A 25539-nucleotide genomic window follows, 5' to 3' on the forward strand; every position below is an offset into this window, starting at 1 on the left:
TGGCGCGTGTTACTCCCGGATACTCGCCCCATGACTCCTGCCGGTCCGCCTGCCCGAGCCACCCTCATCCCTCGCCCATCCCTCACTCGGCTGCTCGTCGCCCTGGTCTCGACCGTCCTTCTGACGCTGGGGCTTCTCGTCGTCGTCATCAACAATCCCCGCGCCGACGCGGCGGAACCCCTGGACCCCGTGTTCCACGGCCTCGCGGAGGGTCTCGACTCGTCCAGCTGGCAGCACCCGCACGGCGCCCCCGTGGGCTGGCACCAGGCCGCCGCGGCGGGGCAGACCTTCGCGTTCATCAAGGCCACCGAGGGCACCGGGCCCGCCAACCGCTACTACGAGTCCGACGTCCAGAACGCCCGCTCAGCAGGGATGTTGGTCGGTAGCTACCACATGGCCCGGCCCGGGATGGAGCCCGCGCAGCAGGCCCACGCGTTCGCCGACCGGCTGCAGTCGGTGGGCGGTCCGCAGCTGCCGCCCGTGCTGGATCTCGAGAACGCGGAGGACCTGGATCCCGCCGAGCTCGCCGAGTGGACCCGGGTCTTCCTCGATACGCTCCGCGAGCGGACCGGGCGCACCCCGATCCTCTACACGTACCGGTCCTTCTGGATCGACAAGATGGCCAACACGACGCGCTTCGCCGAGTACCCGCTGTGGCTCGCCGAGTACGAGGTGTCGCAGCCGACCCGGCCCATGATCGGCGGCTGGAGCGAGTGGCTGTTCTGGCAGCGCGCAGAAACGGGCCGCGTGTCCGGTTTCGTCGACCACGTGGACCTCAACGTCTTCGCCGGCACGCGCGCCGATCTGGACGCTTGGGTGGGGCCCGTGGCGCCGGTTCCGCCGCCCCCGACCGAGCCGGCGCCTGCGCCTGCTCCCGAGCCGGTGGCCGCTCCTGCCCCCGCCGCCGAGCCCGCACCAGCGCCGGTGGCCGCTTCCACACCCGCACCCGCGCCCGCGTCAGCTCCCGAACCCGCGCCCGTCCCGGAAGCGCCGAGTGCCCCGAGCGCATAAGCCGATCCACGGTGCGAGCCCACTCGTGCCACAGCGGCAGCCGACCGCCTACCTGTTCGGCACGCCCGCCGATGACCGCCGGCCCCGCCGCCTCACCGCCGCGCGGATCGCACGCCACCCGATGAGGAACACCGCGGTGACGGTGGCGGCCACGATGATGAAGCTCCAGTGCGGCACCCGAGCGTCACCGATGCCTCGGATGACCATGCCCACCACGACCGTCGCCACCCACACGAGCACGCCGGAGCCGACCGAGCCGGGCGCGCGCCGCGTGACCAGCAGGATCAGCCAGCCCACCGCGAGCCCCACGAGGAACGGCCACGCGGTCCCCCACACCTGCGCCGCGCCGAGCCCCTCCGAGTGCGCTCCGCGGCCGAACGTGGAGAACACCACGACCAGCACCGCGTCCAGCGCGACCATCCCCAGCGGAACCACACCGCTCACCGATCCTTCTCGTCGTTGTTCGCGTACTCATCGCGCGGTCGCACATCCGTGTGCGCCTCTCCGCGGTCATCCGGGGCGCTCCTCGTGGGCCGCAGCCGGATCGGGCCGGAGTCGTGCGCTGACGAGGGTCGCCACAGCCGTCCCTTGTGTGGCCACATCGAGGCGGCCGCGGTCGTCGGCGCAGCGGCCTCGGTGCCTCGCGCGGCCCCCGGATCCGACGACGACGAAGCCACCTCCGACGCCGCATCCACCGATGTGGATCGCTCCGGCGACGGGCTGCCCTTGTCCTCGGACTCGATGTCCGGATCCACGTCGGTGACGCCGCGGTAGAAGAGGAAGAACACCACCCAGCCGGCCAGCGCGACCAGGACGAAGCTGACGATGCGGTAGACGAACACGGTCGCGAACGCCTCGTGCGCGCCGAGCCCACCGGCGGTCAGGGCCGTGATGAGCGCGAACTCCACGGTCCCGAGCCCGCCGGGTGTGATCGGCGCGGTGGCGACGATCTTGCCGGTCACGTACGCGATGCACAGGCCGCCGATGCTGTGCTGGGCGCCCACCGCATTCGCGGCCGCCCACAGGCAGCCGATGTCCGCGACCCAGTTCAGCAGCGAGAACGCGAAGGCCTTCGACAGTTGGGTCTTGCTCAGATCGACGGCCTCGGCCTGACTGACGACCCGGCGCACCCCGCCGGCCCCGTGGTCGGCGGGCTTGTTGCGCCGCTCGTTGATCCAGGCCAGGGCCGTCAGCAGGACGCCCTCGATCTTGTCCGGGTTACGGGCGGCCCACTGGACGCCCACGAAGATCGCCGCGAGTCCGAACGCCGAGAGCACCAGCAGGAACGGGTTGGACACCGAGCCGACCAGGAAGAAGCCGACCAGCGCCAGGAGCACGATGCCGACGGTCGACAGCACGCCCGAGATGACGAGCTGCCACGACGCGACCACCCGGGTGGCCCCCCACTGCCGGGTCTTGCGGTAGGTCAGGGTGGTGCCGAAGACCTGCCCGCCCGGGATGCAGGTCGAGAACGCGTTGGACGAGAAGACCAGGCCGACGCTGGCCCAGTAGCCCACCTTGACGCCCGCCGACTGCAACAGCAGTTTCTGCACCGAGCCGTAGCTCGACATCGACAGGTAGGAGAACACGAGAGCGACCGCGATCCAACCCCAGTGTGGGCTGGCCACGGCCTCGAATCCCCGGGCGAAGAACGGCATCTGGCCGCGCAGCCAGTAGAGGATCAACCCCAGGATGGTGAGCGTCGCGATGGTCTTGAACCACGGGTTGGACAGGACCGCCCGGACACGGCGCCACACCTCGCCTGCCGTACCCGTCATCCCGCCACCATAACCACAGTTTCGGACCCGGCTCCGGAGCCCACACCGGGCACCGAGCCGGGCGTCACCCGTCGTACCTCTGCTGGCGTTCCCGCATGAGTCGGGCGATCAGGTCCGCTGCGGGGATCTTCTCCCCGTCGCTGTCGACGGCGGCGACGGGCTCGTCGTCGTACTCCGCATCGATGACCGGCTCGAACTCGGACTCGGGCTCGGCGACGGCCTCGGGCGCGGGTGCGGGGGCGTGCTCGTAGACGGCAGGCTCGTCGTGGTGAGCGTGCTCGTGGGCGACGGGCTCGTCGTCGTACTCTTCATCGCGCTCGAGCAGCGCCACCGGCGCTCCCGTCGCCACGCCCGCTCCGGCGGCGACACCGGCGCGCGCCGTCGCTGCCCCGGCGGTCACAGGATCAGCCGTGACCGCGCCGGCCGGGGCGGGGCCGCCGTGGAGATACTCGGGCTCGTCCTCGAGTTCCGCCTCACCCAGGCCGATCCGCTCCTGGATGCGCTTCATCCACTTCGGCGCCCACCAGCAGTCGGGGCCGAGCATCTGCATCACCGCCGGGACTAGCAGCATGCGGATGACGGTGGCGTCGAGGATCAGCGCGGCGATCATGCCGAACGCGATGTACTTCATCATCACGATCTCGGAGAACGCGAACGCCCCGGTCACCACGATGAGGATCAGTGCGGCCGAGGTGATGATGCGGCCGGTGTTGGCCACGCCGCTCCGGATGGCCTCGGCGGTCTTGGCGCCGCGGGCGCGGGCCTCGACCATCCGGGAGACCAGGAAGACCTCGTAGTCGGTGGACAGTCCGTAGATGATCGCCATCAACAGCACCACGACCGGCGAGGTGAGCGGCCCGGGTGTGAAGCCGAGCAGGCTCGCGCCGTGGCCGTCGACGAAGATCCAGGTGAGGATGCCGAGCGTCGCGCCCAGCCCCAGCATGTTCATGAGGGCGGCCTTGATCGGCAGCACCAGGGACCCGAACGCCAGGAACATGAGGATCGTCGTGGCGAGCAGCACGTAGAGCACGAACCACGGCAGTCCCTTGACCAGGGCGTCGACCGAGTCGGACTCCATGGCCGGGTTACCGCCCACGAACACCTCGGTGCCGGCGGGGATCGGGAACGTCTGCAGGAATTCGACCGTCTCGGCGGGCGCGTTCCGGTCGACCAGGCCTGTCTGGAGCACCACAACCTCGCGGCCCTGCGCGTCCTGCTCACCCGAGCGGGCGAACTGGAAGGGCCCGGTCAGGCCGGGTGCCTCGTTGGCGGCGGAGCGGATCTGCGACAGGGAGTTGCCGTCGGAACCGATCACCACCAGCTTCACCGGGTCGGTGCGGGTGCCGGGGAAGTTCTGGTCGTAGCTCTCCTGCGCCACGCGGGTGGTGTTGTCCGGCGGCAGGTAGGTCTCGTTGATGCCGCCGAACTTGACCCCGGAGAACGGGATGATCAGCGCGACGAGCACCACCACGACCGGCACGGCCACGGCGACGGGGTGCTTCATCGAGAAGTCGGCGACGCGGCCGAACAGGCCGTTCTCGACCTGCTCGCGGGTGCGGTGACGCTGGAAACGCTTGATGCCCAGCGCGTCGACGTGGCGGCCCAGCAGCACCAGCACCGCCGGCAGCAGAGTCACCGAGAGCACGGCCGCCAGGATCACCGCGGCGATCGCGCCGTAGGCCACCGACTTGAGGAAGGCCTGCGGGAACACCAGCAGACCGGACAGGGTCACGCCCACCATGACGGCGGAGAACACGACCGTGCGCCCGGCTGTCGCCACCGACCGGCGCACCGCGACTTCGGGCGGATAGCCCTCGGCCATCTCCTCCCGGAACCGGCTCACCACGAACAGGCCGTAGTCGATCGCCAGGCCCAGGCCGATGAGCGTCACCACGTTCTGGGCGAACGAGTTGACCGGGGTGACCAGCGAGAGCAGGTGCAGGGACCCGAGGGAGCCGAGGATCGTCAACACGCCCACGGCCACCGGCAGGAACGCGGCCACCACCCCGCCGAACACCACGATGAGCAGGATGAACACCAGCGGCAGCGCGATGAGTTCGGCGCGCACGAGGTCGGCGTCCATGCCGTCCTGGAGCGCCCCGGCCACCGGCTGCAGGCCTGCGATGTCCGCTTCGATGCCCTCGACGGGGATCGAGTCCTCGATCACCCGGAAGTTCTCGAGGATCTCCTCTTCCTCACCGGCGATCTGGATGGACGCCACCGCGATCCCGGCGTCCCGGTTGACCAGTGCCGGGGACTGGTTGAACACGAAGCTGGTCACGCCGGTGACCTGGTCGGGGAACTCGGTGCGGATCGACTCCAGCGAGGACCGGATGGGGTCCTGGAATGCCGGATCGTCCACGGAGACGCCCTCGGGGGCGTGGTAGGTGACCACCACGTCGCCCAGCGCGTCGCGCCCGTACGCCTCCTGCTCGAGCTGCTCCGCCGTGGCCCAGCCGCTCTCGGGGTCTTCGAACCCGCCCTGACCGAACGGGTTGCCGAACGCGCTGCCGGCGATGCTGAGGAACGCCATGACCAGCACGGAGCAGACCAGGACCAGGATGCGGCGGCGGGCGACGAACCGCCCGAGTGAGTTGAACACGCGGCAGTACTCCTAACGCGAGGCGAGCAGGGCGGTGAGCGGCCGGAGCGGCTGCAGCCAAGCGCCTTCGTCGGGCAGGTTGTCAAGGCTGACCCGGGGCAGGGGCTCCCGGAACACGCCGGGGATGTCCTCCAGGTCGAGGAAGCTGATGGTCTCGTGCTGGACGGCCCAGGTCGCGTGTTCGCGGAACCCGATCACCGTGACCGGGATGTCGTGGGCGAGGTCCTCGAGCGGCTCGCGGAAGGCCTGCCCGTCGGCGGAGGCCACCACCACACCGGCGAGGCGCCCGGACTCGGCCCGCTTGTCGATGTGCTCGAGCATGTCCTCGTCGACATCCGAGTCTTCGCTCGTCTTGGGCTTGGCGAACACCGCGAAGCCCACGTTGCGCAGCGCCTCGACCCACGGCCGGACGTTGTCGGAGGTGCCGGAGACGATGTTGGTGAAGACCGTCGCCTCGGCCTCGAGGGTGTCCTCGGTGCGCGCCGACAGGTCGGCGGTGTGGCCGAGCAGCCAGCGGCCCAGCGCGTCGAAACGCGGTCGGAACACGGCGGTGGGCCGTCCGCCGAGGATCGAGCCGAGCCCCATGTCGACGTTCGGGGCGTCCCACACCAGGAGCACCACCCCCGACTCGTCGGGAGCGGTCGCGGCCGCCGTGTCGGGGTTCCGCGTCTCGTCTGATGGGGTCATGGGTCCGCCTCGGTTTTTCGTCGTCGGGGTCTCGGGTCGGGTCGCCGGCCGCAGCCGGGTCAGCCTCTGCGGCGCCAGAGGAACTCGTTGATCACTCGCTCCTCCTGCAGTCCCTTGCCCTCGAACTTCGTCACGGGTCTGTCCAGACTGAACGGTACGTGGCCGACGTCCGTCGCGGTGTCAAGCCGCTCAAGCGCCGGCTCCGCGTCTCCGGTCGGGCCGATCCATTCGGCGTAGTCGACGTGGTCGGTGGCCACGTGCAGCACGCCGCCGGGCCGCAGCCGCGAGGCGATGAGCCCGAACGTGCCGGACTGCAGCAGCCGCCGCTTGTGGTGGCGGGCCTTGGGCCACGGATCCGGGAAGAAGACGCGCACGCCGGTCAGGCTGTCGGGCGCGATCATGTTGGTGAGCACGTCCACGCCGTCGCCGCGGATCATGCGGACGTTCTGCAGGTCCTCGCGCAGGATCATGCCGAGCAGCTGGGCCAGGCCGGGCTGGTAGACCTCGACCGCGATCACGTCGACGTCCGGCTCGACCGCCGCCATCGCCGCCGTCGAGGTGCCGGTTCCGGAGCCGATCTCCACCACGAGCGGCGCCGTGCGACCGAACAGTTCCTGCGGGTCGACGAGCGTGTCGGAGACGTTCTGACCGTAGGTCGGCCAGTGCTCGTCCCAGTTGCGCTGCTGCCCCGGGCGCATGGTGCCGCGCCGGAATCGGTAGGCCGTCACGCGGGGGAACAACCGGGAGCTGTCGTCCGCCGTCGTCTCCCCGTCCGGTGTCTCGTCGGACTCCGGCACGGGGTTCTCGCTCTGGTTCACCCGGCCATCATCCCGTAATGCGCGGTCGGGTTACGAATCCCCCACGGCGAACGCGCGGCCCGGCCCGTCCGGATCCGGGGTCGCGGAGCCGATCCTGCCTGGGGGAAGGTCTTGTCGGGTGGGGCCTGCCGGGCCACCATGTGGGCGTGCCGACCGTGACCCAGGACACCGCCGTCGACGGCGCGGATCGCCCCGCCGCCCCGGATCCGGCCGCGCGTATCCGCCGCCTGCTCACCGCCTCGCCGGACGTCGCGACCCCGGCCGCCGTCCCCGCCACAGCCGCCACCACCGCCCCGCCGGACCCCACCGGCCTGCTCGCCGCGGCGCTCGCGCGGTTCGACGCCCCGGTCGACCTCCGGGTCCGCGGCGGCCTCGGTTCGGGCAGGCGCACCCTGGCCGCCGCCCTGCGCGCCCGCGGGGGTTGGCGCGTGTCGGTCGACGACCTCGACGTGCTCGCCGCGCCCACCGCGCGGCCCGCCGCAGCTCCGGACATCGAGATCCTGTGCCTCCGCACCGCCCCCTGCCGCCACGAGGAGGCGTGGGTACGGCGCCCCCGCCGCCATCCGCTGTTGGTGGTGGCGACGGGTCTATATGAGGACGACGACGACAACGCCGCCCACTCAGTCGACACCCACCACAGCGCAGCCCCACCCCGGTGGGCCCGCGGACTGCCCACCGTGGACGCCCGCGAGCCCGAGCACCGGTCGGTCGACGCCGTCATCGCGTTCGTCGAGCGGGCCATGGACTCCCTGGCCGGCTCCCGCGTGGCCCGGCTCGAGGCCGAACTGGAACGACTCGCGGTCCACGCCGAGGTCGGCGAACTCGCGGAGGCCGCCCTGTGCGCACTCGAGATCTGACGATCGCGGTTCTCGGAGCCCGCGACTCCGCGGCTCCCACCGTCGCCGCCGCGCTCCGGACCGCGGCGCTGCAGGCCACCACGAGCGCCGCGGGAACCGCAGACACCGCAGGAACCGCGGGCCCGCCCGGTGACGGGGCCCCGGGTGGACGCGCGATTCGCGTACTCGTGGACGCCTCCCCGTCCGACAGGCCGGACGCCGCCGTCGTCGTCGTCGACGCCGTCTGCCCGGTCCGCCCCGACGACGTCGAGGTCGCCCGCGGCGTGGCCTCACGCCTGCCCCTGGCGGTGGCGCTCGCCGGCCGCGCCGACACGTGCACGGCCGAGGCGCTGTCCGAGACCGTCGACGTGACCACGCGCCGGCTCGCCGACGCCGGGGTCCACGCCCCGGTGCACGTTGTCGACGACGGCCCGACCGCGGCGCCGGCCGCCCTCCTCGCCGCACTGCTGGAGGCGGTGCGATCCCGCGAGGCCGGGCCCGGAGCCGGAACCGCGTCCCCCACTGCCACGTCCCCCGTCGCCGCGTCTTCCACCACCACGTCTCCCACCGCCACCGTCGACTGGCTGCTCGCCCGGCGCACCGAGACCATAACGACCCGATCCCAGGCGCTGCGGCAGGACGTCCAGGCGCTGCGGATGGAGATCCTCCAGGACCTGCAGCGCTCGCTGCGCGATCTGGGCGGCCGGGCCCGAGAGGACCTGGCGGCCGCCCCGCGGTCGCGCGTCGACACGCTGGTAGAGGGGCTCGCGGCCGACGCCGACGCCGCGGTGGCAGGGGCCGTCGACCGCGCCGACCGGCGGTGCGACACCCTCGTCGTGCGGCACCTCGGCGTGAACGCACCGACCGCGCCCCGGATCCCCGCGCCCACCAGCGGCGTCGAGCCGAGCCGACCGCCGCGCAGTACCGGCGAGGAGCTGCTCGTGATGCTGATGGGCGCCGCCGGCGGGACCGGAGTGGGGCGGATGCTGCTGTCGCCGTTGGCCGAGGTGCCCGGGATGTCGGCGATGATCGTGCCGCTGGCGCTGCTGTGCGGGCTCGCGCTCGGCTGGACCACGGTGACCGTTCGCCGCACCCAGGCGCTGCGCACCCACACCGTTGCCGCTGTCGGCGACCGCCTCGCGGCGCTACGCGGCGAGGCCGAGCAGGCCCTGGGTTCGCGGATCCTCGCGGCCGAGGCGATCATCACCGACGGCTTCGCCCACGACCCCGGGCCACGGGTCGCCGACCTCGAGCGGCGGATCCGGCGCCTCCGCTCAGGAGGGACCACCCCGGCGACGACGGTCGCTAGTACAGTTGCGGAACCCATCGGCGCGGCCCCCGCGCCGCCCGTCCCTGCAGGGAGCCCCTCCGCATGACCGACCCACTGTTCGGATCGGACGCCTTCGACCAGCGTCCCGCCCCCGACGTCTGCGGACTCGAGGGTGCCCCGCTGGCCGAGGCGTCGTCGCTGGGGTTGCACGTCCCGGTGGGTGACAGCGTCCTCGACCTCGGCGCGCCGGAGGCGGACCTCGACGGGGACGGCTTCATGGAGGCGGTCACCCTCGGCGATGATCGGGGCCTGACCGTATATACGGACGCGGACGGCGACGGCACCGTGGACCACGTCTCGACCGTGCGGTTCGACGGCAGTTACGACTCGTGGCGGCTGGCCAACCCCACCGAGGGCGTGCCGTTCGGCGGGTTCACCAACGAGTACCACGACGGCGCCCCCGGGGCGTCTCCCGTGCCCGCCCGGTGGGAGCGGATCGACCACGGTCACATCTGACCACCTGAGGGATCCCTCACATTTGGGTGTGGGGAGGGGCTCGCGCGACGCGGATCAAGCAGGTTGACGATACTGTGTGAGGAAGACCATGCACCACGCGCGAGGAGCAGTGATGACCAGCACCACCATTCCCGGCCTCGAGGGTCAGGCACCAACAGATCACGCGGAGATGCTCGCGTGGATCACGGAGGTCGCCGAGCTCACCCAGCCGGACCGGGTCGTCTTCGCAGACGGCTCCGAGGAAGAGTGGGATCGTCTCACTTCCGTGCTCGTGGACGGGGGCACCTTCGTCAAGCTCAACGAGTCGAAGAAGCCGAACTCGTTCCTCGCGCAGTCCGACCCGAAGGACGTCGCCCGCGTCGAGTCGCGGACGTTCATCTGCTCGGAGAAGGAAGAGGACGCCGGCCCGACCAACAACTGGCGCGACCAGTCCGAGATGCGCGCCCACATGACCGACCTGTTCCGCGGCAGCATGCGCGGACGCACCATGTACGTCGTGCCCTACTGCATGGGCCCGCTGGACGCCGAGGACCCCAAGCTCGGCATCGAGCTCACCGACTCGGCCTACGTCGTGGTCTCCATGAGGATCATGACGCGCATGGGCCAGGCCGCGATGGACAAGATCGGCTCGAACGGCGCGTACGTCAAGGGCCTGCACACCGTGGGTGCGCCGCTCGCCGAGGGCGAGGAGGACGTCGCCTGGCCGTGCAACGAGGAGAAGTACATCACCCACTTCCCGGAGAGCCGGGAGATCTGGTCGTTCGGCTCCGGCTACGGCGGCAACGCCCTGCTCGGCAAGAAGTGCTTCGCCCTGCGCATAGCCTCCGCCATGGCCCACGACGAGGGCTGGATGGCCGAGCACATGCTCATCCTCAAGCTCACCTCGCCCGAGGACAAGGCGTACTACATCGCCGGAGCGTTCCCCTCGGCGTGCGGCAAGACCAACCTGGCGATGATCCAGCCCACCATCGAGGGCTGGCGCGCCGAGGTCGTGGGTGACGACATCGCGTGGATGCGCTTCGGCGCCGACGGCCGCCTGTACGCGGTCAACCCCGAGTTCGGCTTCTTCGGCGTGGCCCCCGGCACCAACTACTCGTCCAACCCCAACGCCATGAAGACGCTGGAGCCGGGCAACGCGATCTACACCAATGTGGCCCTGACGGACGAGGGTGACGTGTGGTGGGAGGGCCTCGAGGGCACCCCGGACCACCTCATCGACTGGCTCGGCAACGAGTGGACCCCGGAGGGCGACGGCAAGGCCGGCAACGCCGCGCACCCCAACTCGCGCTACTGCGTGCCGATCGACCAGTGCCCCGTCGCCGCGCCAGAGTTCAACTCGCCCGAGGGCGTGCCGATCTCGGCGATCCTCTTCGGCGGCCGCCGCGCCGACACCGTCCCGCTGGTGAGCGAGGCCTACTCGTGGAACCACGGCGTCTACATCGGTGCGACCCTGTCCTCCGGGCAGACCGCCGCCGCGGAGGGCCAGGTCGGTGCCGTGCGCCGCGACCCTATGGCCATGCTGCCGTTCCTCGGCTACAACGTCGGTGACTACTTCCAGCACTGGGTCGACATGGGCGCCCGTGGCGGCGACAAGATGCCCAAGATCTTCCTGGTCAACTGGTTCCGTAAGGGCGACGACGGCCGCTTCGTGTGGCCCGGCTTCGGCGAGAACAGCCGCGTGCTCAAGTGGATCGTCGACCGCATCGAGGGTCGCGTCGAGGGCGAGGAGACCGCCGCCGGCATCACCGCGCGTGCCGCCGACATCGACATGACCGGCCTGGACACGCCGATCGAGGACGTCGAGGCCGCGCTGGCCGTCAACCCGGAGGAGTGGCGTCGCGAGCTGCCGCTCATCACCGAATGGCTCGAGTTCTGTGGACCCAAGGTCCCGGCCGAGGTCCACGAGGAGTTCGCCGCGCTCAAGGAGCGCCTGGGCTGAGAGCTTCGGCTGCGTCATTGACGCGGCCGGCGCTGACGAGGGCGGGCCACACCGATCCGGTGTGGCCCGCCGTCGCATGTGCCGAGCCCTACTCCGCTTGCTCTCCCTGCCGGATCTCTCCTGCGCCGCGCATAGCGGAAGTGGGGCCAGGTGACAACCGGACCGGAGCTCCTGCGATGAGAATGTACTCACCGGTCACCAAAATGGGTGCGGCAGGTGCCACAGTTGGGGATTGACGAATCACCAAACGCTCACCGGGAGGGGGGACATGCGAGCCGTCACCGTAGCTCTCGCCGCGATCCCGGTGGTCTTCGGAGGCCTCGGCCTCGCCGCCGTCGTCGGCGCATTCGACCCCTTCATCGCGCCGACCCCCGCCTCCGAGGAGACCCAGATCAGCCAGGACACAGAATCCAGAGCGACGGCCGCGTCCCAGGCGAACGGAACGGTGATCGACGGGCGGCGCCCCCACCTGAGTGTGATCGACGGCCACGTGAATCTCTTCCTCCCCGCGCCCATGCCCGCCATCCTCTCCCTGCTGCCGATCCCCGCCGTCGACCTGGCGCCGCTCCCCGGGTCCGGAGCTGACGACACACCGGCCGGCCCCGGCGAGGCGGGCCCGGCCTCGCAGACCTCTCCCGGCGCCGGCGCACAGTCCGGGTCGAGCACCGCGCCCGACCCGAGCGCCGGCGCCACCCCCGTCTCTCCCGCGGCCGTACAGCCGCCCGCCGCCCACACGCCCCCGGCCGCCCCGCGTGCCCGGCCGCCGGAGCCGCCACAGACCCCCGGGAACGACGATCCCGGCCAGATCGGCGGACCGCGCTTCGACCTCGACACGCTGGCCAGCCGGGCCGGCGAAAGGCTGAACAACGCCATTCCCCCGCACGCCGGGAAGCCCGGGCGCCCGCCGCATGCCGACACCTCCGGCCGACCGCCGCATGCGAACACCTCCGGCCCGCCGCCCCACGCCTCCGACAACAATCGACCCGCCCACGCCGCCACCAACGGACGCCCGGATCACGCTGCGGGCGGCGGCCCGGAGTCCGATAACGGGCGCTCAGGTCCGAGGTGAACGCACGCTCCACGTCGCCGACCCCGATCCGCTGGTGGAACTCGGCGCGCCTGCGGATCACCGCGGGCATCACCTTCATCACCGCCGCGGTGTTCGCGGCCATGGTCGTCTTCACGGGTCAGCTGCTCATCCTCAGTGCCGAGCGGGTCACCGACACCCGGCTGAATCGCGAGACCGCGGACTTCACCACCTTCATGACGGCGGGGATTCTCCCGTCGTTCGAGTCCGAGGAGCCCACGGTCGAGCAACTACTGCGTGCCTACCTGGCCCAGCAGTACCCCTCGGCCGAGCTACTGCTCGTCGGCACCGCCGACCAGTCGGGCACCCAGTTCACGCTCTCCCGGTACGGCCCCAGCGAAGATCAGCTCTTCCCCCCGGCGGTGCGGTCGCGTATCCAGCGGGTCGGACTGATCGCCGGCGACGACTCCGGCGAGATCGACGGCTCGGTCAGCTGGCGCAAGACGACAGTGGAGAGCCCGGCCGGGCCGGCCAGCCTGGTGGTGGCGGTCAACGACCGCGGATCCTCGTCGGAGACCTGGCGGGTCACCGAGTCCCTGCTCTGGGCGAGCGCCGGAGGCATGATCCTCAGTGCGTTCCTCGCCTGGTGGATCGCCGGCCGGATGATCGTCCCGGTCCGGCGGATCCGCGAGGCCGCCGAGACCATCTCCGCCGCCGACCTCTCCCGGCGGGTTCCGGTCGAGGGGCCGGATGAGATCGTCTCCCTCGCCGATACGGTCAACGAGATGCTGGAGCGGGTCGAGGATGCCTACCGCACCCAGCGGGAGTTCCTCGACGACGCGGGCCACGAGCTGCGCACGCCACTAACCGTGGTGCAGGGCAATCTCGACCTCATGCCCGAGGACCCGGAAGGCCGGGCCGAGGCGGCCCGCGTGATGCAGGACGAACTCTCCCGGATGACCCGGATCGTGGAGGACTTGCTGACACTCGCCCGCGCCGACCGTCCCGACTTCCTGCTCACCTCCCCGACGGAGGTCTCCGAACTCATCCTGGACATCGAGGCGAAGGTCGACGTCCTCGCGGACCGCGATTGGAGCGTGCACCCGTACGCCGAGGGGGTCGCCCGGCTGGACCCGCACCGGATCACGCAGGCGCTGATGCAGTTCTGCTCCAACGCGGTCCGGTTCACCCGCGACGGCGATCGCATCGAGATCGGCTGCCGCATCATCGAGCCCGGCGAGCCCACCCTCCGCGAGTCGATCGTGGAGGGCACGCCGCCGACGGAGAGCGCGGGCGAGCGCGACCGTCGTCGGCTGCTGTGGTGGGTACGCGACCGCGGTGCCGGCATTCCGCCCGGTGAGGAGGAGAGCATCTTCGAGCGGTTCCACACCGCACGCGGCCAACTCCGCGACGGCCGCGGCGGCACCGGGCTGGGCCTGGCGATCGTGTCGACGATCGCCCGCGCCCACGGGGGTCGTGCCTTTGCCTTCAACGCCAGCGGGGGCGGTGCCGCGTTCTGTCTCGTCATCCCCTTCGTCCGCGCTGAGAGCGAGAGGGGAAGTGCCCGAGGATCGGTCGACTTCGACGACCCGGACGACGACTAGGTTTCCCGGATTCGCCACCTTTCCCACTGACCTGGGGACACGATTGCAGGGGAATGACCTACTGGGCCGCACACATGCGATACTCCGTAGTCGAAGAAGGAGGGTTGCATGACGAATATTCTCGTCGTCGAGGATGATGACCTCATCCGTTCGGTCTTGGTCAAGGCGCTCGGCGGTGCGGAGTACACGGCGCTCGAGGCTGTCGATGGGGAGAGCGCTCGCGCCATTTTGTCGACGATTTCCGATATCGACCTCATGCTGCTGGACATCGGTCTCCCGGACACCGACGGTCTGACCCTGCTCCGTGAAGCCCGGTCGCGCGGCTTCAGCGCCCCGGTGATCATCCTGACGGCTCGCGACAGCGTGTCCAACACAGTCGAGGGCCTGGACTCCGGCGCGAACGACTACATGGTCAAGCCGTTCCGCGTCCCCGAACTGCTGGCCCGCATCCGCCTCCGTCTGCGCGAGCACGAGGCGTCCGATGACCCGGGGATCCTCGAGCACGGTGGCATGCGGCTGGACATCCGCACCCGTCGCGTCGAGGTCGACGGCCGCATCCAGGAGCTCACCAACCGCGAGTACTCGCTGCTGGAGATGCTATTGCGCAACAAGGGCGAGACCATCAGCCGCGAGCAGCTCCTCGAGAGTGTCTGGGGCATGGACTTCGACCCCGGCTCGAACATCGTCAACGTCTACATCCGGTCCCTGCGCCGCAAGATCGGCGAGAACAAGGTGCAGACGGTCCGAGGAGTCGGCTACAGGGTCGAGTGAATGACCACGAAGTGACCGGGTGCGTCCGGGTGCACGCAGGAGTACCACGGAGGTATGCGTGCGTTGACCCTCATCCCCGGACAGGCTGACTCGGTAACACTGACCGACGAACTGGACCCGGAGCCCGGTGACGGCGAGCTTCTCGTCCACGGCCTGGCACTCGGTGTCTGCGGGACCGACAAGGAGATCGTCGCCGGACGGTACGGGTGGCCGCCCGAGGGACGGGAGCGGCTGGTCCTCGGCCACGAGTCGCTGGGGCGTGTCGAGCGTGCGCCCGAGGGGTCCGGCTTCACGGAGGGTGACCTGGTTGCCGGCGTGGTCCGACGACCGGATCCGGTACCGTGCGGCGCCTGCGCCCGTGGCGAGTTCGATATGTGTCGCAACGGCGAGTACACCGAACGCGGGATCAAACAGCGCGACGGCTTCGGGAGCGAGCGCTGGACCGTCGAGCCGGAGTACGCGATCCGGCTCGACCCTGCCCTCGAGCGCGTCGGCGTCCTGGTCGAGCCGACGAGCGTCGTGGCCAAGGCCTGGGAGCAGGTGGAGGAGATCGGCCGGCGCAGCTGGTTCGAACCGCAGACCGTCCTGGTCACCGGTGCTGGTCCGATCGGGCTGCTGGCCGCGATGATCGGTACGCAGAAGGGGCTCGACGTCCACGTTCTCGATCGTGTCGACAGTGGGCCCAAACCCGAGCTCGTGGCCCGGCTGGGCGCCACCTATCACCACGCCGACGCCGCCGATGTCATGCGCCGGCTCGAGCCCGACGTGGTCATCGAGGCCACGGGCGCCGGCCGGGTGGTCCTCGACGTCATGTCCGGAAACAGCGGGTACGGCATCGTCTGCCTCACCGGGGTGTCGTCGCCCGGTCGGAGCCTGGAGGTCGACGTCGGCGCGCTCAACCGGGAGATCGTCCTGGAGAACGACGTGGTGGTGGGCTCGGTGAACGCCAACCAGCGCCACTACCGCGCCGCCGCCGACGCGTTGGCCGCCGCCGACACCGAGTGGCTGGACGGACTCATCACCCGGCGTGTCCCGCTGGCGGACTTCGGGCGGGCGTTCACCGCGGAGGACCACGACGTGAAGGTGGTCATCGCGCTCGACGACAGTCAGGGATGACGGGGTCCACCATGATCGAGGACTACGCACTCCTGGGCGACCTGCACTCCGCCGCGCTCGTCCACCGGGCCGGGAGCATCGACTGGCTGTGCCTGCCCCGCTTCGACTCCCCGGCCTGCTTCGCGGCGTTGCTCTCGGACGAGTCGGCCGGTCACTGGACCGTCGCCCCGGTCAGTGGTGGCCAGGCGACCAGTCGGCGGTACCGCGGGGACACACTCGTCCTGGAATCGGAGTGGCGGACGCCCGACGGGACTGTCCGCGTATCGGACTGCATGCCGCCACGCGGGGACGCGGCGGACGTGGTCCGCGTGGTCGAGGGGCTGAGCGGGCGGGTGCGGATGCGCTCGACGTTGCGCTTGCGCATGGACTACGGGCACATCGTCCCCTGGGTGCGTCGCACCAACGGCGGGATAGAGGCCGTCGCCGGGCCCGACGCCGCATGGCTGGACACCCCCGTGGAGCTGCACGGCCGCGATATGACGACCGTCGCCGACTTCGATGTCGCGGCCGGCGAACAGGTGCCGTTCGTGCTCACCTACCAGCTCTCGCACCTGCCCCGCCCCGACCGGATCGACGCGGCGGAGGCCGTGCGCCGGACCGAGGACTTCTGGACGGGGTGGATCGGTGACTGTCGCTACGACGGCCGGTGGTCGGAGGCGGTCCGGCGATCGCTCATCACCCTCAAGGCGCTGACGTACGCCCCCACGGGCGGGATCCTCGCCGCGGCCACCACCTCACTCCCGGAGGAACTCGGCGGCTCCCGCAACTGGGACTACCGCTTCTGTTGGCTGCGCGACGCGACGTTCACCCTGCAGGCGCTGCTGGGGACGGGATACGTGCAGGAGGCGCGCGCCTGGCGCGAGTGGCTGGTCCGCGCGATCGCCGGCGACCCCGACAAGCTGCAGATCATGTACGGACTCGACGGTCGGCGACGCATCCCCGAGACCGAGATACCGTGGCTGCCCGGGTATCGGGACAGCAACCCCGTCAGGGTCGGCAACGCCGCCGCCGACCAACTGCAGCTCGACGTGTGGGGCGAGGTGCTCGACGGACTGCACCTGGCCCGGGAAGCGGGCATGGAGTCCAGCGACACGGCCTGGGATGTGCAGCGGGCCCTACTGGACTTCCTCGAGGGGAACTGGGCCGAACCGGACAACGGGCTGTGGGAGATGCGCGGGCCGCGCAGGCACTTCGTGCACTCCAAGGTGATGGCCTGGGCCGGTGTGGACCGGGCCGTGCACACCGTCGAGGCGCACGGCCTCGACGGACCGGTCGATCAGTGGCGGCGACTGCGCGAGCGCATGCACACGGAGATCTGCCGCAACGGGTTCGATTCGGACCGCGGCACGTTCACCCAGTTCTACGGGTCGCAGGGACTGGACGCGTCGCTGTTGCTGCTCCCGCGCGTGGGGTTCCTCCCGTGGTCCGACGAGCGCATCCGCGGGACGGTCACCGCCGTCGAGCGGACGCTGCTCGACGGCGGCTTCGTCATGCGTTACGACCCGGAGGCCGACGGCGGCGTCGACGGCCTCCCCGGCTCGGAGGGGGCGTTCCTGGCGTGCAGCTTCTGGTACGCCGATGCGCTCGCAGGGACGGGGCAGACCGAGCGCGCGCAGGCGATGTTCGAGCGGCTGCTCGCCCTGCGCAACGACGTCGGGCTGCTGTCCGAGGAATACGACACCCGACTCCGCTGTCAGCTCGGCAACACGCCGCAGGCCTTCAGCATGGTGGGGCTGATCAACACGGCCCGCCAGCTGACCGGTACTCACACCGCCACCTCGGCCAGCCGCCGGCAACAGCGGCTGCACGGCTAACGGCTGGACGGCTGGGCGGGCGGCTGACGGCTCGACGGCTGGGCGGACGGCTGATCAGGGGCGCTTCGGGGCGGCCTTGATGAACAGCGCGAAGACGACTCCGAGGGACGCGAGGATCCCGCCGATGAGGAACGCCACGTGCGCGCCGTCGAACAGCCCGTCGACGAGCGCCGACCCGGCCTCGATCTCGCCGGCCGCGATCGCGCTCATGACGGTGACGAAGATCGTGGTGCCGATCGCGCCGCCGAGCTGCTGGCCGGTGTTGAAGATGGCCGAGCCGTGGCTGTAGAGCTTGAGCGGGACCTCGCTCAGGGCCGCGGAGAGCAGTCCGGTCATCAGCATGGCCAGGCCGACGGAGAAGATCGTGTGGAACGCGATGATCAGGCCGAGCGCGGTGTCCGGGTCGATGGTGGTGAACAGCCACTGCCCCGCCGCCAGCAGGAGCGCGCCGGGGATCAGCACCGGGCGCGGGCCGTGGCGGTCGAAGACGCGGCCGAAGATCGGGCCGATCACGACCTGGATCAGACCGCCGGGCAGCAGCATCATCCCGATGGTCAGGGTGCTCAGGCCGCTGCCGTTCTGCAGGAAGATCGGCAGGATGACCACGGTGCCGATCAGGGTGCCCATGGCGATCATGATCATCGCGACGCTGAGCGAGAAGGTGCGGTTGGTGAACGGCCGCAGGTTCAGCAGCTCTTTCCCGGTCCGCGCTAGCCGGATCTGACGGTCGACGAACAGGGCCAGGGCGGCCAGGCCGATCGCGGCGCTGACGAGCGGGAGCGCGGGGCTGGGGCTGGACCCCGACCCGCTGGCGCTGTTCGACCAGACGGTCCGCGAGCTGGGCGGCTTGCTGCCCGGAGCGTGATCCCCGGGCGCCGGCCCGCGGACGGGTCCGGCGCCGCCATCCAGCCGGGGAACGACCCAGCCGGGGCTCGACTCAGCCCTCGGAGGGCTCCCAGCCGAACGGCATGAGCACGCTCTGCAGCTCGCAGTACGCGTCCAGACCCTCGGGCCCGTTCTCGCGGCCGATACCGGAGTTCTTGAACCCGCCGAACGGGGCGGTCGGGTCGAAGGCGTACCAGTTGATGCCCATGGTTCCGGTGCGCACCCGCTGGGCCACGGCGAGCGCGGCGTCCGGGTCCTGCGAGTAGACGGCGCCGGCGAGGCCGAACTCGGAGTCGTTGGCGATCTGCACGGCCTCGTCGACCGAGTCGTAGGGGATCACCTGGATGACCGGCCCGAAGATCTCCTCCTGGGCGATGGTCATGGAGTTGTCGACGTCGCGGAAGACGGTCGGCTGCACGAACGCGCCGTCGGCCACCTCGGCAGGCAGACCCTCGACCTTGCCGCCGCCGTACGCGACGGTCGCACCCTCCTCGACGCCCTTGCGGATGTAGCCCTCGACGCTGGCCTGCTGCTTGTGGTTGGCGAGCGGACCGAACATGGTGCCCTCGTCGGCCGGGTCGCCGACGGGCATGAGCGAGACGTTCTCGACCAGCGCGTTCACCACCTCGTCGTAGCGCGAGCGCGGCGCGAGGATGCGGTTCTGGGACACGCAGGCCTGGCCCGAGTTCATCAGGGCCGAGAACACCATGGTGCCGCCGGCGGAGGCCAGGTCGGCGTCCTCGAGCACGATCGCGGCGCTCTTGCCGCCCAGCTCGAGCGAGCAGCGGGTGAGGTTCTCGGCGGCGATCTTCGCGATGTGCTTGCCGACGCCGGTCGAGCCGGTGAACGAGATCTTGTCGATCTCCGGGCTGGACACGAGGTGGTCGCCCACCGAGCTGGGGCCGGTCACGACGGACAGCACGCCCTCGGGCAGGCCGGCCTCGCGGAACAGGTCGGCCAGCCACAGCGCGGACAGCGGGGTGGCGGACGACGGCTTGAGCACCACCGAGCTGCCGGACAGCAGCGCGGGGCCGAGCTTGGCGGCGTTGAGGTACAGCGGCACGTTCCAGGCGGTGATGGCGGCGACGACACCGACCGGCTGCCGGGTGACCACGGACGCGCCGAAGTCGCCGTTGCGGACCTCGCTCCACGGGAAGTCGGCGGCCAGCTTCGAGTAGTAGCGCAGCACGCCGAGAGTGGGCGTCACCTGGATCATCGCGGCGGTCGAGGCGGGCGTGCCCATCTCGTCGGACAGGATCCGGCAGACCTCGGCCTGGCGCTCCTCGATCATGTCGGCCACGCGGCCGATGAGGGCGCCGCGCTCGGCGGGCGGGGTCTTGCGCCAGATGCCGGACTCGAACGAGTCGCGCGCCTGGTTGATCATCTCGTCGAGGTCTTCGACCGTGGTCTCGGCGACCCGTCCGACCACGGAGCCCGTGGCCGGGGAGTGGACCTCCAGGACTCCGGTGGTGATGGGATCTGCCCACCGTGTGCCGGAGAAAAGCTTGTCATGGACAACGACCACGAGGACCTCCGTAGATGGAAAACAGGAACGTGTTCCACACACTGTAGACGAGTGTCCGGCAGTGGGAGGGTGTCTCCATCACGGCCTCGGCACCGATCACCACAGCCTCACCGCCACGTCGCCACCGCGCCGCCTCACCTCGGCTACCGCGCGCGGAGCACCAGCACAAGGTTGGAGACCAGCACCTCGCGCAGGCCCGGCACGCGCACGAGCCACCACGCCCACCGCGGGTGGTAGCGCGGGAACGCCGCCAGGAGCTCGGCCGAGCGGGTGTCGCGCGCCCACGCCAAACCCTCGGCGCAGCCCACCTCGAACAGCGATTCGCCGTAGTAGTTCTTGGGCGGATGGCCGTGCCGTCGTTCGTACATGCGCCGCGCGCGCTCGCCTCCGAGGTAGTGGGTCAGGCCCATCTCGTGGCCGCCGAAGGGGCCGTACCAGAGGGTGTAGGAGACGACGACGAGGCCGCCCGGCCGCGTCACCCGGCACATCTCCTCGGCCATCGTCCAGGGCTCGGGGACGTGCTCGGCCACATTGGAGGAGATGCAGATGTCGACGCTGTCCGATCTGATCGGCAACGCCATGCCGCTCCCCCGGACCGAGCCCGTCTGAGTGATGCCGGCGGCGGCCATCTCTCCGACGTCGGGTTCCACCGAGACGTACCGGGCGCCCTCGGCGGCGTAGGCCTCGGAGAAGTAGCCGGGCCCGCCGCCCACGTCGAGGACGGTCAGCCCGGGAAGCCGCCCGGCCGCATCCGCCGCAGCGGTGCCCGGCGCACCAGCGGTCACCGCGGCGTCCGCACCGGCAGCCCCGTCGCCGGCCTGCTCCCACAGATCGGCCACCAGCTCGACCGTGTCGCGGGCCAGGCCGGAGTAGAAGACGTCGGGGGCGGACTGCTCCTGCGGGAACGACCGCAGCAGCCCGAGCGACCGGCCGAGGGTTGCGCGGCGGGCCACCGAGCGCAGGGCGTCCGAGCGGTGGACGGCGTCTGTGATCACGGCGGTGACGATACCGCTGGCGCCCTCCCCTCCACCCCCCACTCGCCAAGAGCCTTTCGCCCACAAAGCCCGAGAACCACCTGCGCCGAACCCGCTTCTCGATGTGGGGATGTGGGGAGGCGGGGGCGGCTGCGGATTGGGCGGGCGGGGCGGCTGCGGATTGGGCGGGCGGGGCGGGTGCGGGCGGGCGGGGAGCACGGACGGGCCGCTGCGTACAGTGTCCGCGTGTCCCGAATCCTGCTCCTGTGCTGGCGAGACAGCACGCACCCGCAGGGCGGCGGAAGCGAGCGGTATCTCGAACACGTCGCCGACGGCCTGGCCGCCGCCGGCCACACCGTGGTCTTCCGCACCTCCCGGTCCCGGGGCGCGGCCCGCTCCGAGACCAGCCCCACCGGGGTTCGGTTCAGCCGGGCCGGCGGCCGCTTCTCCGTCTACCCACGGGCCCTGGCGGCGATGCTCCTGGGACGTGCCGGTCTGGGACCGCTCGGGGTTCTGCGACGGCCCGACGTCGTCGTCGACACCCAGAACGGCGTCCCCTTCTTCTCCCGCCTGGTCACCCGCTCCCCCGTCGTCCTGCTCGTCCACCACATCCACCGCGAGCAGTGGCCGGTCGCGGGGCGGCTCGTGGCGCCGGTCGGCTGGTGGATCGAGTCGTGGCTGGCGCCGAGGGTGCACGCGCGCAGTCAGTACGTGACCGTCTCGCTGCCGTCGGCCGAGGAGCTCGCCGAGCTGGGTGTGGATCCCGCGAGGATAGCGGTGGTGCGCAATGGCCTCGACCCGCTGCCGGTGGGGCTCGCGGGGGGTGACGCGCCGGCCGATGCACCCGATGCCGCGCCTGCTGGTGACCCCGGCCCCGCGCCCGCCTCGCCGCGCCTGGTGGTGCTGTCGCGTCTGGTGCCGCACAAGCATGTCGAGGACGCGCTAGACGTGGTCGCGGCGCTGCGTCCGCGCCATCCCGGGTTGGTTCTGGACGTGATCGGCAGCGGCTGGTGGGCCGAGAAGCTGCACGACTACGCCGCCGAACGCGGCCTCGGAGCCGACGGACCCGCCGCAACCGCGGGCGCGGTCGTGTTCCACGGCCATGTCGACGAGCCCACCAAGCACCGGCTCCTCGCCGGCGCGGCCGTGCACCTCATGCCGTCGCGCAAGGAGGGGTGGGGGCTCGCCGTCTCCGAGGCCGCGCAGCACGGGGTGCCGACCGTGGGGTACCACCACGCCGCGGGGCTACGGGACTCGATCGACGACGACGAGACCGGCCTCCTCGTCGACGACGTCACCGCTATGACAGTCGCCGCGGACCGTCTCCTGGGTGATCCCGGGATTCGTGATCGGATGGGTGAGGCGGCTCGCCGGAAGGCCGCGGGGATGTCGTGGCCCGCCACGGCGTCGGCGATGGAGCTGGTCCTCCGGGCGGTCGGCGAGGGTCGGCGCGTCAGTGGTGTGATCAGTGGCGAGGCCAGAGGCGGTTAGCGCCGGGTAACGCGGCTCATCCCAATCGGGGGTGTAGGAGTTGGGGTCTGAAGCCGCCGGTCTCGAGCAGGCTTCGGGCGATGTAGTTGGTCAGGTTGCGGAACCCGAGTGCGGAGCCGCGCAGGTGTTCGAGCCGTCCGTTGAGCGCCTCGGTCGGCCCGTTGCTGGTGCCGGGTCGTTCGAAGTAGGCGAGCACGTCAGCGGCTCGCTTCTTCAGGGTCCGGCCCAGGGTGGTGAGCTCTGTGAGCACCTTGGGGACGCCGGCGCTGAGGTCGGTGATCAGCTTCTCCATGAGCTCGCGGCCACGTTGCCGGTCCTCGTGGCGATAGGCGGCGATCATGCGCTGGTAGACACCCCAGGCCGCCTCGAACTCGACGTGAGCGTCATCAACGAACAGCGCTCGTAGCCTGTCGCTCTGCTTGTCGGTGAGCAGGTCCGCGCCGGTGTGCAGCGTGCGCCGCGACTTGTAGAGCGGGTCGTCCCTGAACCCACGGTGCCCGTGGATCGCGAGTTGGACCCGGCGCCGGCACCTGTCGAGGGCGTCACCGGCCAGGCGCACGACGTGGAAGTGATCCATCACCGTGACCGCGTCCGGGATCTCCTCTGCAACGGCGGTCTTGAACCCGGTGAAGCCGTCCATCGCGACCACCTCGACCGCGTCACGGAAGGCGTCGTCGCGGTCGGCGAGCCAGGTCTTGAACGCCGCCTTCGACCGGCCCTCGACCATGTCCAGCGGACCGACGCGCCCGGCCGACCTACACCGTCATCTGAGAAGACCCCTGAAACGTCTTCGACGACGACGGGACCGGCGAGGAGGAGGGCGCGGTGAGCTAAAGGAATGGAGCTTGCTCGGCTTCGACGCCGCCGCAAGCTCCGGTGAAACGGTCGGTACTGGTCGGTCGTCGTCGGTCACCACCGGATGGCGGCGTCCCCCACGCTCGGCGTTTGCGCAGTTCAGCGGCTCGTTCGCCCAGTGGGCGCATCAAGCGATAGACGCAAAGCCGACGTGATTAGGTCGTCGGTTCGATTCCGACAGGCGGCTCCGGCGAACAGCCCCTGACCTGCGGAAACGCAGGGCAGGGGCGGTTCGGTTCTGGTGGTCGCGCGATGCGCTGGCCTCACGGCTCTGCCCGACACCGACGTCGCTCTCCTCTGCGACGGACCCCTCGCCGGCTGAGCGCTCGCGGCCGGCATCCTGTCCGTGTGCCGATAGGCCTCGCACCGCTCGGCAACGCAGCATGGCGTTGCGTCGCGACCTGGCGACGGCTCGGCGGGGCGCGATCGTCTCGTGCGTTGGCGGACTACGGGAGCTTGGACGCGAGGACGTCTGCCGCCAGGATCTCGGGTGCTGCGGCGAGGAGGTTCTGGTTGGCCATCAGGGCTGCGACGATGGCGCCGTTGGCGTGGGCGTCGCGAGCGGCCTCGTCGGGGAATGCATCGAAGATCCAGAAGGTGTCGGCGTGGGTCCTGACCGCGAACCAGACAATCGTTCCTTCTTCTTCGTTGGCGAGTGCGACAGCGCCGGCGAGCAGATCGGCGAGCGCGTCGTGCTGTCCATCGGCCGCGACGATCTTGGCGACGAAGGCATACGGAAGTGATGCGGGTGTGGCCATGAGGGACTCTCCTTGAAATCGGGGTTCTTCGTGGGACGAGTTCAGCGTATGACGAGCGAGGGCCGGTGGGAAGTGGCGTATACGGCAGTATTGCTATTGTTTACGTCATGCGTATCGGACTGATCGCGATCGACGGCTGCTTCGGTTCGGCTATCGCGTCGATCATCGACATCGTGCGGGTGGCCGACGGAGCCCGCCGCGATGTCGACCCGCGGATCGACCCGATCAATCTCGCCATCCTCGGACCGAAACGGCGAGTGACCACGACGGCATCGATGACCCTGTCGGTGGACCACCCACTGTCGGAGTCCGCAGAGTTCGACGTGGTCGTCGTCCCTGCGCTTGGAACCCTTACGGCCGCCGCTACCAACGACGCCCTCCAGAGCCGAGATGCTCGTTCGGTCATCGCCTCGCTCGGGCGCCTCGACGAGGCGACCACCCGGATCGCCGCGGCGTGCACCGGCGTGTTCGCTGTCGCCGAGACCGGACGGATGCATCATCGGCGGGCGACGACCAGCTGGTTCCTGGGGCCGGAGTTCCTGAAGCGCTATCCGACCGTCGCCCTCGATCTCGACACCATGGTCGTGGTCGACGGGAACCTCGTCACCGCCGGCGCCGCGTTCGCCCACATCGACCTCGCGCTCTCACTCGTGCGATCGATCAGCCCCGACCTGGCCCAACATGTCGCCAAGCTCCTCATCATCGACGAGCGCCCGTCGCAGGCGGCCTTCGTCGCCTACGAACATCTCCGGCACGAGGACCCGATCGTCGTCGAGTTCGAACGCTTCGTGCGCGCCCGCCTGGACGAACCGTTCAACGTCGCCTTCGTCGCGCAGTCGCTCGGCACCAGCCGGCGCACCCTCGAACGACGAGTCCGTGCGGCGCTCAACCTCACTCCGCTCGGCTTCGTCCAACGGCTTCGCATCGAACGAGCTCGGCACCTCTCAGCAACCACGGACCTCACCTCCGCCGAGATCGCGCTACGGGTCGGCTACGCGAACGCCGAGACTCTGCGCTCCCTCCTGCGTAGGGAGCGACGCCGTTCCTGACCTATCGCCATGCCTGTAGCCGGTGTGCTAGTGCTCGACTGGAACCACCTCTCAGCACGTCGCGTCGACGCTCCTGCGTCGCCCCTGGACGACCCACTCGACACGCCCGCAGCACAGGCCCTGTGACGTGTCCCGGCTTCCCGGACGGTCGGGGTTGGGTGGCTGTGATGTCGCTGCGTTCTCGTCGAGAGGATCAGCAGACCCGATCAGAGT

General features: G+C 70.6%; 21 protein-coding genes and 1 pseudogene. 12 read left to right on the plus strand and 10 right to left on the minus strand.

Annotation, left to right across the window (positions count from 1 at the left end; translation table 11 throughout):
* Positions 1-30 precede the first annotated feature (30 nt).
* Positions 31-1011, plus strand: coding sequence for a glycoside hydrolase family 25 protein (locus tag ACWIFB_RS06840; protein ID WP_454057748.1), 981 nt, complete (start codon positions 31-33; stop codon positions 1009-1011).
* 48 nt (positions 1012-1059) lie between these two features.
* Here ACWIFB_RS06840 and ACWIFB_RS06845 read toward each other — a convergent pair whose 3' ends face one another.
* The 5 genes from ACWIFB_RS06845 to trmB all read right to left on the minus strand — a co-directional run bounded on the left by ACWIFB_RS06845 (position 1060) and on the right by trmB (position 6896).
* Positions 1060-1455 carry a DUF3054 domain-containing protein gene (locus ACWIFB_RS06845; RefSeq protein ID WP_454057749.1) on the minus strand — a complete coding sequence of 132 codons (396 nt, stop codon included), beginning with the start codon at positions 1453-1455 and terminating at the stop codon, positions 1060-1062.
* Positions 1452-2789 carry a lysylphosphatidylglycerol synthase transmembrane domain-containing protein gene (locus tag ACWIFB_RS06850; RefSeq protein WP_452100431.1) on the minus strand — a complete coding sequence of 446 codons (1338 nt, stop codon included), beginning with the start codon at positions 2787-2789 and terminating at the stop codon, positions 1452-1454. The genes ACWIFB_RS06845 and ACWIFB_RS06850 overlap by 4 nt, the downstream gene beginning before the upstream one ends.
* A gap of 64 nt (positions 2790-2853) precedes the next feature.
* Positions 2854-5391: an MMPL family transporter gene (locus ACWIFB_RS06855; protein ID WP_454057750.1), complete on the minus strand. Its 2538-nt coding sequence runs from the start codon at positions 5389-5391 to the stop codon at positions 2854-2856.
* A 12-nt stretch (positions 5392-5403) separates the two neighbouring features.
* Positions 5404-6078 (minus strand): NYN domain-containing protein, encoded by a 675-nt coding sequence (locus tag ACWIFB_RS06860; protein ID WP_230930549.1) that lies wholly within the window; start codon positions 6076-6078, stop codon positions 5404-5406.
* A gap of 59 nt (positions 6079-6137) precedes the next feature.
* Entirely contained in the window at positions 6138-6896 is a 759-nt protein-coding gene (gene trmB, locus ACWIFB_RS06865; RefSeq protein WP_295654052.1) for a tRNA (guanosine(46)-N7)-methyltransferase TrmB, read from the minus strand.
* A gap of 146 nt (positions 6897-7042) precedes the next feature.
* Here trmB and ACWIFB_RS06870 point away from each other — a divergent pair, with 146 nt between their 5' ends.
* The 9 genes from ACWIFB_RS06870 (at position 7043) to ACWIFB_RS06910 (ending at position 17789) form a co-directional block, all read left to right on the plus strand.
* Positions 7043-7753, plus strand: coding sequence for a hypothetical protein (locus ACWIFB_RS06870; protein ID WP_454057751.1), 711 nt, complete (start codon positions 7043-7045; stop codon positions 7751-7753).
* On the plus strand, positions 7735-9108 hold the full coding sequence (locus ACWIFB_RS06875) for a hypothetical protein (RefSeq protein ID WP_454057752.1): 1374 nt from the start codon (positions 7735-7737) through the stop codon (positions 9106-9108). The genes ACWIFB_RS06870 and ACWIFB_RS06875 overlap by 19 nt, the downstream gene beginning before the upstream one ends.
* Positions 9105-9518, plus strand: a complete 414-nt coding sequence (locus ACWIFB_RS06880) for a DUF6802 family protein (protein WP_454057753.1) — start codon at positions 9105-9107, stop codon at positions 9516-9518. The genes ACWIFB_RS06875 and ACWIFB_RS06880 overlap by 4 nt, the downstream gene beginning before the upstream one ends.
* 112 nt (positions 9519-9630) lie before the next feature.
* Positions 9631-11457, plus strand: coding sequence for a phosphoenolpyruvate carboxykinase (GTP) (locus ACWIFB_RS06885; protein WP_454057754.1), 1827 nt, complete (start codon positions 9631-9633; stop codon positions 11455-11457).
* 268 nt (positions 11458-11725) lie between these two features.
* The gene (locus ACWIFB_RS06890; RefSeq protein WP_454057755.1) at positions 11726-12526 is read left to right on the plus strand and encodes a hypothetical protein; all 801 of its coding nucleotides are present in this window, start codon (positions 11726-11728) and stop codon (positions 12524-12526) included.
* Entirely contained in the window at positions 12523-14088 is a 1566-nt protein-coding gene (locus ACWIFB_RS06895) for a sensor histidine kinase (RefSeq protein WP_452100421.1), read from the plus strand. Before ACWIFB_RS06890 ends, ACWIFB_RS06895 begins: the two co-directional genes overlap by 4 nt.
* Positions 14089-14196: 108 nt before the next feature.
* A complete protein-coding gene (locus tag ACWIFB_RS06900) occupies positions 14197-14859 on the plus strand; it encodes a winged helix-turn-helix domain-containing protein (RefSeq protein WP_452100420.1) in 663 nt (220 codons plus the stop codon).
* Between the two features lie 54 nt (positions 14860-14913).
* Entirely contained in the window at positions 14914-15975 is a 1062-nt protein-coding gene (locus ACWIFB_RS06905) for a glucose 1-dehydrogenase (RefSeq protein WP_454057756.1), read from the plus strand.
* Positions 15972-17789: a glycoside hydrolase family 15 protein gene (locus tag ACWIFB_RS06910; protein ID WP_454057757.1), complete on the plus strand. Its 1818-nt coding sequence runs from the start codon at positions 15972-15974 to the stop codon at positions 17787-17789. Before ACWIFB_RS06905 ends, ACWIFB_RS06910 begins: the two co-directional genes overlap by 4 nt.
* A 54-nt stretch (positions 17790-17843) precedes the next feature.
* On the opposite strand, the gene ACWIFB_RS06915 is transcribed toward ACWIFB_RS06910, so the two are convergent.
* From ACWIFB_RS06915 to ACWIFB_RS06925, 3 genes are all read right to left on the minus strand, one after another.
* Complete coding sequence (locus ACWIFB_RS06915; RefSeq protein ID WP_454057825.1) at positions 17844-18698, minus strand: MFS transporter; 855 nt, start codon at positions 18696-18698, stop codon at positions 17844-17846.
* Between the two features lie 28 nt (positions 18699-18726).
* Entirely contained in the window at positions 18727-20199 is a 1473-nt protein-coding gene (locus ACWIFB_RS06920; protein ID WP_454057758.1) for an aldehyde dehydrogenase, read from the minus strand.
* Positions 20200-20342: 143 nt separating this feature from the next.
* Positions 20343-21194 (minus strand): methyltransferase domain-containing protein, encoded by an 852-nt coding sequence (locus ACWIFB_RS06925; protein ID WP_454057759.1) that lies wholly within the window; start codon positions 21192-21194, stop codon positions 20343-20345.
* A 225-nt stretch (positions 21195-21419) separates the two neighbouring features.
* Between ACWIFB_RS06925 and ACWIFB_RS06930 the strand changes: the two genes are divergently transcribed.
* A complete protein-coding gene (locus ACWIFB_RS06930; RefSeq protein WP_454057760.1) occupies positions 21420-22664 on the plus strand; it encodes a glycosyltransferase family 4 protein in 1245 nt (414 codons plus the stop codon).
* 16 nt (positions 22665-22680) lie between these two features.
* Here the strand turns inward: ACWIFB_RS06930 and ACWIFB_RS06935 are convergent.
* Positions 22681-23403 (minus strand): annotated as a pseudogene (locus tag ACWIFB_RS06935) (ISL3-like element ISPfr2 family transposase); the annotation flags it as partial.
* A gap of 562 nt (positions 23404-23965) precedes the next feature.
* Positions 23966-24277 carry a putative quinol monooxygenase gene (locus tag ACWIFB_RS06940; protein ID WP_454057761.1) on the minus strand — a complete coding sequence of 104 codons (312 nt, stop codon included), beginning with the start codon at positions 24275-24277 and terminating at the stop codon, positions 23966-23968.
* Positions 24278-24384: 107 nt separating this feature from the next.
* On the opposite strand from ACWIFB_RS06940, the gene ACWIFB_RS06945 reads away from it, so the two are divergent.
* Positions 24385-25326 carry a GlxA family transcriptional regulator gene (locus tag ACWIFB_RS06945; protein ID WP_454057762.1) on the plus strand — a complete coding sequence of 314 codons (942 nt, stop codon included), beginning with the start codon at positions 24385-24387 and terminating at the stop codon, positions 25324-25326.
* The last annotated feature ends 213 nt before the right edge of the window (positions 25327-25539 follow it).

The sequence above is a fragment of the Dietzia sp. NPDC055340 genome (genome assembly GCF_053645335.1).